This window comes from Acidobacteriota bacterium (genome assembly GCA_022340665.1).
Classification (GTDB): domain Bacteria; phylum Acidobacteriota; class Thermoanaerobaculia; order Thermoanaerobaculales; family Sulfomarinibacteraceae; genus Sulfomarinibacter.
Genome location: JAJDNM010000014.1, coordinates 1 through 8,471, shown reverse-complemented (window position 1 = coordinate 8,471; position 8,471 = coordinate 1). Strand labels below are relative to the sequence as shown.

Here is an 8,471-nt window from a genome sequence, read left to right as displayed (position 1 = left end):
ATACGGGCTCGAACCCTTTCCCGGTCCGGACGGCGAGCTGATCGACACCACCGATCTCGTGCGGCGGCGCGAGGTGGACGAGTGGGACGGCGGGTGGATCCCCTCCGTCGAGTGGTCGCACGGAAACGGCCGGGGCAGCCTTCAGGCCGGTGCGGCGATTCGCCTCCACAGCGGCCGCCACTTCGGCGTCGTGCGGTGGGCCCAGTACTACCCGCCCGGACTGCCGCCGGACCACCGCTACTACGACTACGTGCTCGACAAGAAAACCGTACAGCCGTTCGTCCAGGAGACCTGGCGCTTCAACCGGCGCTGGAACCTGATGGCCGGCCTCACCTGGACCTCCCACCGCTACGAGATGCATGACGACAAGCTCGAGGGCGTCGATTTCGATGCCTCGTTCTCCTACCTCCTGCCCCGGCTCGGCCTCTCCTTCCACCCGGATGAGCGTTGGAGCCTCTACGGCAACATCTCGCGTGGCGGGCGCGAGCCCGCCTTCCGCGATCTCTATGATCCGCAGGACTACTGGGCGCCACCCCCGCAGGATCTCGATCCCGAGGAGCTCACCGATTTCGAGCTCGGAGCGCGCTACACCTGGAGGACCGGCGGCGCCAATCTCAACGTCTACTACCTCGACTTCGACAACGCGATCGTCTGGGCTGGGGGGCTGGACAACAACGGAGACCCGGTGACCGCAAACGGTGCGGTGACCGAGCACAAGGGTGTCGAGCTCGACCTCGAGTGGGCGCCCCGGCCGCGTTGGAACGCCCGCCTTTCGCTGGCCTGGGCCGACAACACGATCGTCGAGTTCTTCGAGAACATCTGGGGCGGCGGCAGCATGGACCACTCGGGGAACGCCTTGCCGGTGAGCCCGGAGTGGCTCGGGACGCTCGAGCTCCGCGGTGGCGCCGGGCCGGTGGACGGCTTCCTCCGGCTGCGTTTTGTCGACGATTTCTTCCTCGACAACACCGAGGACATGCGCAAGTACCCGGAGATCAGCGGCGATCCTGATTATGTCCACCGGGTGAACGAGGCCTACACGTCACTCGACCTCGGGCTCGAGGCCGACCTCGGGCGTGCGGCGGCTGACTTCCTCGGCGCCAGGCGAATCGGCCTGCGGGCACGGCTCAACAACCTGACCGACAATCTCTACACCACCTTCGGCTACTTCGACGGCTCCCAACCGGTGTGGATTCCGGCGGCCACCCGCAACGCCTACCTCGGGATGACCTTCGACTGGTAGGAGCTTGCCACAGGGGGCGCGAGAGATGTCATCCCGAGTGAGGGAGTGGAGCGACCGAACCGAGGGATCTATGAGTTCTTGGTCAGCGCACTCCTGTCGTTGCCGCAGATTTCTCCGCTTTCTCACGTTGTTCGCTCGGTCGGAATGACACCGGGGATGGGCGGACGGTCGGAAATCCGGCACTGGCCGTCAGTAGCGGGATGTGGCCGACGGCCGGGAAGGAAGGAGGCAAGGGGGCCGGCCATCGGCCACCCGCTCATGGAGGGTAGACGCCGCGGCCAAAGGCCGCGAGCAAACTCGAAATCCTTAATGCGTGGCGGGATGGGAGGGTGAACGAATTTCTCAGCCCCCCGTCCGGGATATGTAAACTGTCCCTCGTGACGGGACACGGATCATGATCAAGTCGATCATCACCATGGGGATGCTGGTGGGGGTGCGAACTGCGGCCCGCCTCTTCTTCAAGCTCGAGAAGGAGTGGATCACCCCCGAGCCGGACAACTACGCAAAGGGCACCCGGATCATCGCCCTGCTCAATCACACCAGCCTCTACGAGCCGATCATCGCCGGCTACGCGCCGCTCAACCTGTTGTGGAAGTTCGCCCGCCACGGGGTGCTGCCGGTGGCGGAGAAGACCATGAAGCGGCGCATCGGCACCTTCTTCAGGATGCTGGTTCGCCACGTCGTGGTCGTGACCCGCCAGCGCGACCACACATGGGACAACGTCCTCAACAAGATCGACTCCAAGGCGATCGTCATCATCCTGCCCGAAGGCCGCATGATGCGGGCCAACGGTCTTGATTCCATGGGGCGAAAGATGACTGTCCGCGGAGGCATCGCCGACATCCTCGAAGCCCTGCCCGACGGCCGCATACTCGCCGTCTACTCGGGCGGCCTGCACCACATCCAGGTGCCTGGCGAGCTTTTGCCGACGCCGTTCGTAACCGTCAAGTGCCGTATGGAGATGATCGATATCCCGACCTACAAGGAAGACCTGAAACGGGATTACCCGAACCTGGACTTCACCGGCGCGGTCATCGCCGATCTGACGCGGCGCAGGAACGAGTACTGTCCGTGTGAGTGGAAGGTCGAGAACGGGAATTCGGAACTCACCGACAACAGCGCACCGTGTCCGTAGCTGAGGGGGTCGCCTCGAGGGCGGGTGGGAAGCGTACGGCCACGCGCTGGTGGTGGTGAGTCACGACGCCCGAAGGGCGTCAGCAATTCGGATGTGTCCGACATCAGCGACTGAGTCGAGGATCCGACATTCCTCTAAGGGGTACTGAAGGACCCGCCCGCAAATAGTTGAGCTAAAAGAAACCGTGCAGCTGGGCGAGCAGGATCGTCGCGATCGTCTTGCTGTCCTTGATCTCGCCATCGCGGCAGGCTGCGAGGGCTTCGTCGATTCCCATGGTGACGTTGGCGATCGCCTCGTCAGGATCCTGGGCGACGTCGGGAGCCGGTTCGAGCGGAGTCGCGACGAAGGCGTGGATCACCTCGTCGGTGAAGCCTGGGGTCGTGAAGAGCGATCCCAGAGAGTGGATCTCGACCGGCCTCCAACCGGTCTCCTCGGCAAGCTCGCGCGCGGCACATTCCGCCGGCTTCTCTCCGGGATCGAGCTTGCCCGCCGGCAGCTCGAGCACCACCTCCGCGAGCGGATAGCGATACTGCCGGACGAGCTCGATCCGGCCGTCCTGGTGAATGGCCAGGACGACCACCGCGCCACGGTGGCGAACGACCTCCCGGCTGGTCTCCGCTCCGTTCGGCAGCCGCACCCGGTCGACCTCGAGATCGAGGATTCTGCCGTGATAGATGCACTGACCGTCGATCTTCTCCTCGCGCAGCGACTCTTCGTTGACCATCTGCAGCCCTTCCCCACCCTGAGTGATTCAAAATAATACGCCTGCCGGCGAGTGTTTCGCCATGACTCCGGCCTCCGTTTTGGCATCGATCCTGCGTATTTCATCACCGGGAGGGTTTGCCATGAGTCAGACAGCAACTTGCGAGCTCGTCCACGCTGTCACACTGGACGGCCTGTCGGACGCCGTGACCAGCCGCATGATCGAGGGATGGTGGCCTCTCGGAAGGCCTTTCACCCGCGGTGAGCACTTCATCCAGGCGATGATCTTCGAACCGAGGATGAACGAAGACCAACACCCTGAGGAAAACTGAGCATCGTTCGCGGGCCGTAAATGACCCGCATACAAATGCTTTCCCCCCTGTAGGCGGGTCCTTCAGGGCCCGCCAACGGTTGAAAGGGTCTCGCGACAGCGCTGCTGATTGGACAGCGTTCGGGGCGCGCCCTGAAGGACGCGCCTACAACGGTGGAGAAAAATGTTGGCGGACATGATGCAGGCTCGAATGATCAGCGATAGCGTTCGAGCAGCCCGGTCCGCTCGTTGAACGCCTCGATCCGCCGATCCCAGTCCTCCCAGGCGTGGAAGTGAGTCGTCCAGTAGTCGTCGTCGTACCACTGGGCGTCGAGCTCGTCCACCGACTTGCCCTGCTGCTCGACCCATGTGAAGTACTTGAGGTTGTGGATCCGCTTGCGGTCCCAGTGGCCGAGCTCGAGCATGTGGTCGATGCCGGTCCCCAGCAGGCAGCGCTCGTGGTGGACCGCGGCCGAGGTCTGGCTGTAGGCGCCGTGGGCTTCCCTCTCTTCCGCGAGGCGTGAACCGTAGAGCTCCATCGAGTCGGTGGCCACCGTGAAGAGCACGTCCTTGGGCCCCATCTCGAAGAAGCGCGCCGTCTTGACCGCGGTCAGCAGGTTGGCGATGCTCGAGATGCCGAGCAGGTCGAGGCGGTCCGCGATCGCTGGATCGACACCGGACGACTTCAGATAGACACGCCCTTCAGCCTCGTTGAAGAGGCGCAAGAGGCTCATGCAGGCCTGGTCGTCGATGCCGACCACCACGTCCGTGGTCTTGATGTTGTGAATCCAGGGTACGTGCTTGTCGCCGATGCCCTCGATCCGGTGTGAGCCGTAACCGTTGTACAGCAGGGTCGGACATTGCAGGGCCTCGGCGGCGATGACCTTGGTCCTCGGATAGACCTCACGCAGATACTCGGCGCAGCCGAGGGTGCCGGCCGAACCCTGGGTCAGGCAGACGCCGGCGAAACGGGACTCGGCTTCTCGTTCGGCCTCGAAGACCTCCTCCATCGCACGGCCGGTGCAGACGTAGTGCCAGATCGCGTTGCCGAACTCGGCAAACTGGTTGAGGACCACCACCTCCTCGGGCCGCTCCGCCTGGAGCTCCTTGGTCTTGTCGTAGATCTCCTTGACGTTCGACTCGGAACCCGGCGTCGCGTAGATCTCCGAGCCGACCTTCTCCAGCCACTCGAAGCGCTCGCGCGACATGCCCTCGGGGAGGACCGCGATCGATGGACACGCCAGGAGATGGGCATCGTACGCGCCTCCTCGGCAGTAGTTGCCGGTCGACGGCCACAGTGCCTTCTGGGTGGTGGGATCGAATGCACCACGAACCAACTTCTCGACCAGCGGACCGAAGGTCGCGCCGACCTTGTGCGCGCCGGTCGGGAAGTACTTTCCGAGCAGCATGATGATCCGCGCATCGACGCCGGTCAGCTCCTTCGGGATTTCGAGGTAATTCACGCCGCCGAAACCACCGCCGCTCTCGACCGGCTCGTTCTTCCAGGTGATCCGGAACAGGTTGCGGGAGTGGAGGTCCCACAGGCCGATCCCCGCCAGCTCTTCGCGGATGCCGGCCGGCACCAACGAGGGGTCGGCCATCTCGCGGTATGTCGGGATGATGATGTCGCGCTCGCGGCAGCGCTGAATCGTGTTTTCGAGCACCTGCTCGGAGTTCTGCATGAGAGCGTATTCCCTTCACCTGAGCCTTCGGATTATAGTACTCACCGGCGCATGCGCTGCGAGGGGAGAGTCATGAATCAGGGTCAGGACGCGATGCAAGCGGCACGGGGATACGAGGAACGGATTGTCCGGTTTCTTCGTGACCTGATTGCGATCCGCGCCGAGAGCTGCGACGAGGGCGAGCGCTGCGAACGGGTGCGGCAGGAGTACGAGGCCCTCGGTTTTGACGAGGTCTTCTTCGACGGGCTCGGATCGGTCGTCGGCAGGATCGGTACCGGAGATTTCAAAATCCTTTACGACGGCCACATCGACTGCGTCGGCGTCGGCGATCTCGAGGCCTGGGCCTTCGATCCCTTTCAAGGGAAGTTCGAGCACGGCGAGATCTGGGGTCGCGGTGCGGTCGACGAGCTGCCGGCGATCGCCGGCATGGCCTACGGTGCGAAGATACTCGCCGACAGGGGGATGCCGGACGGCGTGGCCCTCTACCTTACGGCCTCGGTCATGGAGGAGGACTGCGACGGCTACTGCATGCGCCACCTGATCGAGAGCGAGGGCATCCGGCCCGACGTGGTGGTGCTCGGCGAGCCGACCGACCTCGACGTCTATCGCGGCCAACGCGGCCGCATGGAGGCGACCATCACCACCCGCGGCGTCTCCGCCCACGGCGCCCACGCAGAACGAGGGGTCAACGCCCTCTACAAGATGGCGCCGATCATCAGCGACATCGAGAAGCTGAACGAAAACCTGGCGGTGGACGATTTCCTCGGCAAAGGGTCGGTCATCGTCTCCTCGATCGAGTGCACTACGCCTTCGCTCAACGCGGTGCCCGACTCCGCCCGCATTTACATCGACCGCAGGCTGACCGTCGGCGAGACGGTGGAGAGCTCGATGGCCGAGCTCCAGGCCCTCCCCCACCTCGGCGACGCCGAGGTCGAGCTCCTGAAATATGACGCCGTCAGCTGGCGCGGAACAACGGCGCAGCAGGACAAGTACTACCCGACCTGGGTGCTCGACGAGGACCACCCGCTGGTTCAGGGGGTGGCAGCCGCGGCCGCCGAGGTGCTCGGCGAGCGGCCGGAGATTTCGCGTTGGTCGTTCTCCACCAACGGCGTCGCCACCATGGGCCTCTACGACATCCCCACCGTCGGCTTTGCCCCGGGACGCGAAGAGCTCGCCCACACGACCGAAGAACGAGTCTCGGTGGACGACCTCATCAAAGCCACCGCGGTCTACTCGCTGATTCCTGATGTTCTCGCGGGACAATCCGTCGCAAACACGAAGACACCAAGACACGAAGGAAATCACGAAGGATGACCCCTTCACCTCGGACAGAGGAAATTGCCACCGAGATAGTGGACGCAGCGTTTTTGGTGCATTCGACGCTGGGCCCGGGCCTGCTTGAATCGGTGTATGAGGAGTGCCTGGCGTACGAACTCGCTGAGCGCGGCCTGAAATTCGAGCGACAACTCGTGCTACCGATCACCTACAAAGACCAACGGATTGATGGGGGACTTCGCCTGGATTTCCTGGTGGAAGACCGAATCGTCCTGGAGGTCAAGGCTGTTGAGGCACTCGTATCAGTTCACACATCGCAGCTGCTGACGTACATGAAGTTGGGCGACCATCGTCTCGGCTTCCTTATCAATTTCAACGTATCCCTCATCAAGAATGGAATTCACCGCTATGTCTTGTGACACGAATGATTTCCTTCGTGAACGCCTTTGTGTCTTCGTGTCTTCGTGGTTTTCGGGTGGTTGGGAGATAATCACATTTTGGCCCGAGGAGTACAGCACATGACGAATCATCTCAAAGGCAGGGATTTCATCACGACGCAGGATTGGACGGTGGAGGAGCTGGAGGAGGCGCTGGCCTTGGCGGCGGAGCTCAAGGCAAAACGCGCCGCGGGCGAGCCCACGCCCCTGCTGCCGGCGAAGACCCTCTACATGATCTTCTTCGACGCCTCGACCCGGACCCGCAACTCCTTCGAGACCGGCATCACGCAGCTCGGCGGCCACGGCATCTACCTCTCGCCCGACAAGATGCAGATCAGCCACGGCGAGAACGCCCGCGACACCGCCAACGTGCTCTCGCGCTACGGCGAGGCGATCGCCATCCGCCACTGCGCCTTCGGCGAGGGCAATGCCTACATCCGCGAGGTGGCCGAGCACTCCTCGGTGCCGGTGATCTCGATGCAGTGCGACGTCTACCACCCGTGCCAGATCCTCGCCGACCTGCTCACCATCCGCGAGAAGCACGGCAGGACCCGGGGCCTCAAGATGGGCGTCGCCTGGACCTCGGCACCCAACTACGTGCGCCCGCTGTCGGTGCCGCAGAGCCTGATCCTGCTCATGCCCCGCTTCGGCATCGATGTCACCCTCGCCTGCCCGCCCGAGTTCCGACTGATGCCCGAGATCGAGGAGCAGGCGAAGGCCAACGCCCAGGCGGCCGGCGCGAAGTTCGAGATCTCGGAGAGCTTCGAGGACGCCTTCAACGGTGCCGACGTGGTCGTCCCCAAATCATGGGGACCGCTGATGACCACCCGGGACACCGCCGAGGGCCTGGCCCTGATCGAGAAGTACCCCAGCTGGCGCTGCGGATCCGAGCACATGGCCCTCGGGTCCGCCGACCTCATCTACATGCACCCGCTGCCCGCCGACCGCGGCCGCGAGGTCACCGACGAAGTCATCGACGGCCCGCAGTCTGTGGTCTACGACGAGGCGGAGAATCGGCTGCACGTGCAGAAGGCGCTGATGGCGCTGACCATGTGAGCGCCAGTTTTGAGTTATGAGTTTTGAGTTTTGAGTTAAGGATGCCCTGCGGGCGGGTGGGTGGGAAATTCGAAATCCCAAATTCTAACTTTTAAATGCGCGGATTTCGGGCGGGTGGCATTCCTGATTCCGAATTCCGCCAATGGTCAGAGTCCGCACTTCTCCGAAACCATCCCGTTGATTGCCCTGGAGGTCATCGCATCGGGGTCCTTTGGGTACTCGCTGAGACCCGCGTGGTGGAGCGCTTCGTGGATGATGACCATCGCCGCCTGCTCGTCGGATAGCTCGCGCAGCCGCTGCCACCGGCCGGGGTCCATCCCGCCTCTCGGCATCAGTTGTGCCTTTCGTTCGCCTCAGGCTAGCATTTTTTCGGGTTTGCGTGTTCGAGGTAATTGAAATCCTCGAGGTGATCCGGATAGTCTCCTTCACCCGGGAGGGATCTCATGCGTGCTCTTGCCTTGATTGCTGTGTGCCTGATCGGTTGCGTGGTGGCCAGCCCGCGCCGGAATGACGATCCCCTCGCTGGCCGCACCATCTGCGTCGATCCAGGCCACGGCGGGACCGCCGAGATTGATTCCTACCGGGTCGGGCCGACCGGTGAGCGCGAGGAGTGGATCAATCTGCGGGTCGCGTT

General features: G+C 63.4%; 10 protein-coding genes. 7 read left to right on the top strand and 3 right to left on the bottom strand.

Annotated elements, in window-relative coordinates; all coding sequences use genetic code 11:
* Together LJE93_02450 and LJE93_02445 are read left to right on the top strand one after the other, a co-directional pair.
* The coding region (locus LJE93_02450; GenBank protein ID MCG6947762.1) for a TonB-dependent receptor at window positions 1-1,240 on the top strand (1,240 nt) is incomplete at its 5' end.
* 394 nt (window positions 1,241-1,634) lie between these two features.
* A complete protein-coding gene (locus LJE93_02445) occupies window positions 1,635-2,375 on the top strand; it encodes a 1-acyl-sn-glycerol-3-phosphate acyltransferase (protein ID MCG6947761.1) in 741 nt (246 codons plus the stop codon).
* Between the two features lie 172 nt (window positions 2,376-2,547).
* Here LJE93_02445 and LJE93_02440 read toward each other — a convergent pair whose 3' ends face one another.
* Entirely contained in the window at window positions 2,548-3,099 is a 552-nt protein-coding gene (locus LJE93_02440) for an NUDIX hydrolase (GenBank protein ID MCG6947760.1), read from the bottom strand.
* 121 nt (window positions 3,100-3,220) lie between these two features.
* Here LJE93_02440 and LJE93_02435 point away from each other — a divergent pair, with 121 nt between their 5' ends.
* Window positions 3,221-3,409 (top strand): hypothetical protein, encoded by a 189-nt coding sequence (locus LJE93_02435; GenBank protein ID MCG6947759.1) that lies wholly within the window; start codon window positions 3,221-3,223, stop codon window positions 3,407-3,409.
* 193 nt (window positions 3,410-3,602) lie between these two features.
* On the opposite strand, the gene LJE93_02430 is transcribed toward LJE93_02435, so the two are convergent.
* Entirely contained in the window at window positions 3,603-5,069 is a 1,467-nt protein-coding gene (locus LJE93_02430; protein ID MCG6947758.1) for a pyridoxal-phosphate dependent enzyme, read from the bottom strand.
* Window positions 5,070-5,141: 72 nt separating this feature from the next.
* Between LJE93_02430 and LJE93_02425 the strand changes: the two genes are divergently transcribed.
* The 3 genes from LJE93_02425 (at window position 5,142) to LJE93_02415 (ending at window position 7,837) form a co-directional block, all read left to right on the top strand.
* Window positions 5,142-6,383, top strand: coding sequence for a YgeY family selenium metabolism-linked hydrolase (locus LJE93_02425; protein ID MCG6947757.1), 1,242 nt, complete (start codon window positions 5,142-5,144; stop codon window positions 6,381-6,383).
* Window positions 6,380-6,763 carry a GxxExxY protein gene (locus LJE93_02420; GenBank protein ID MCG6947756.1) on the top strand — a complete coding sequence of 128 codons (384 nt, stop codon included), beginning with the start codon at window positions 6,380-6,382 and terminating at the stop codon, window positions 6,761-6,763. The genes LJE93_02425 and LJE93_02420 overlap by 4 nt, the downstream gene beginning before the upstream one ends.
* A gap of 99 nt (window positions 6,764-6,862) precedes the next feature.
* Window positions 6,863-7,837, top strand: a complete 975-nt coding sequence (locus LJE93_02415; GenBank protein ID MCG6947755.1) for an ornithine carbamoyltransferase — start codon at window positions 6,863-6,865, stop codon at window positions 7,835-7,837.
* A gap of 146 nt (window positions 7,838-7,983) precedes the next feature.
* Here LJE93_02415 and LJE93_02410 read toward each other — a convergent pair whose 3' ends face one another.
* Window positions 7,984-8,154, bottom strand: coding sequence for a hypothetical protein (locus tag LJE93_02410; protein ID MCG6947754.1), 171 nt, complete (start codon window positions 8,152-8,154; stop codon window positions 7,984-7,986).
* A gap of 126 nt (window positions 8,155-8,280) precedes the next feature.
* Between LJE93_02410 and LJE93_02405 the strand changes: the two genes are divergently transcribed.
* On the top strand, window positions 8,281-8,471 hold a 191-nt coding region (locus LJE93_02405), incomplete at its 3' end, for a hypothetical protein (GenBank protein MCG6947753.1).

What these genes read in the sequence shown, in the direction of transcription:
- LJE93_02430 (MCG6947758.1), bottom strand. Translation starts at nt 5,069, where the DNA reads ATGCAGAACTCCGAGCAGGTGCTCGAAAACACGATTCAGCGCTGCCGC.
- LJE93_02445 (MCG6947761.1), top strand. Translation starts at nt 1,635, where the DNA reads ATGATCAAGTCGATCATCACCATGGGGATGCTGGTGGGGGTGCGAACT.
- LJE93_02415 (MCG6947755.1), top strand. Translation starts at nt 6,863, where the DNA reads ATGACGAATCATCTCAAAGGCAGGGATTTCATCACGACGCAGGATTGG.
- LJE93_02425 (MCG6947757.1), top strand. Translation starts at nt 5,142, where the DNA reads ATGAATCAGGGTCAGGACGCGATGCAAGCGGCACGGGGATACGAGGAA.
- LJE93_02440 (MCG6947760.1), bottom strand. Translation starts at nt 3,099, where the DNA reads ATGGTCAACGAAGAGTCGCTGCGCGAGGAGAAGATCGACGGTCAGTGC.
- LJE93_02435 (MCG6947759.1), top strand. Translation starts at nt 3,221, where the DNA reads ATGAGTCAGACAGCAACTTGCGAGCTCGTCCACGCTGTCACACTGGAC.
- LJE93_02410 (MCG6947754.1), bottom strand. Translation starts at nt 8,154, where the DNA reads ATGGACCCCGGCCGGTGGCAGCGGCTGCGCGAGCTATCCGACGAGCAG.
- LJE93_02420 (MCG6947756.1), top strand. Translation starts at nt 6,380, where the DNA reads ATGACCCCTTCACCTCGGACAGAGGAAATTGCCACCGAGATAGTGGAC.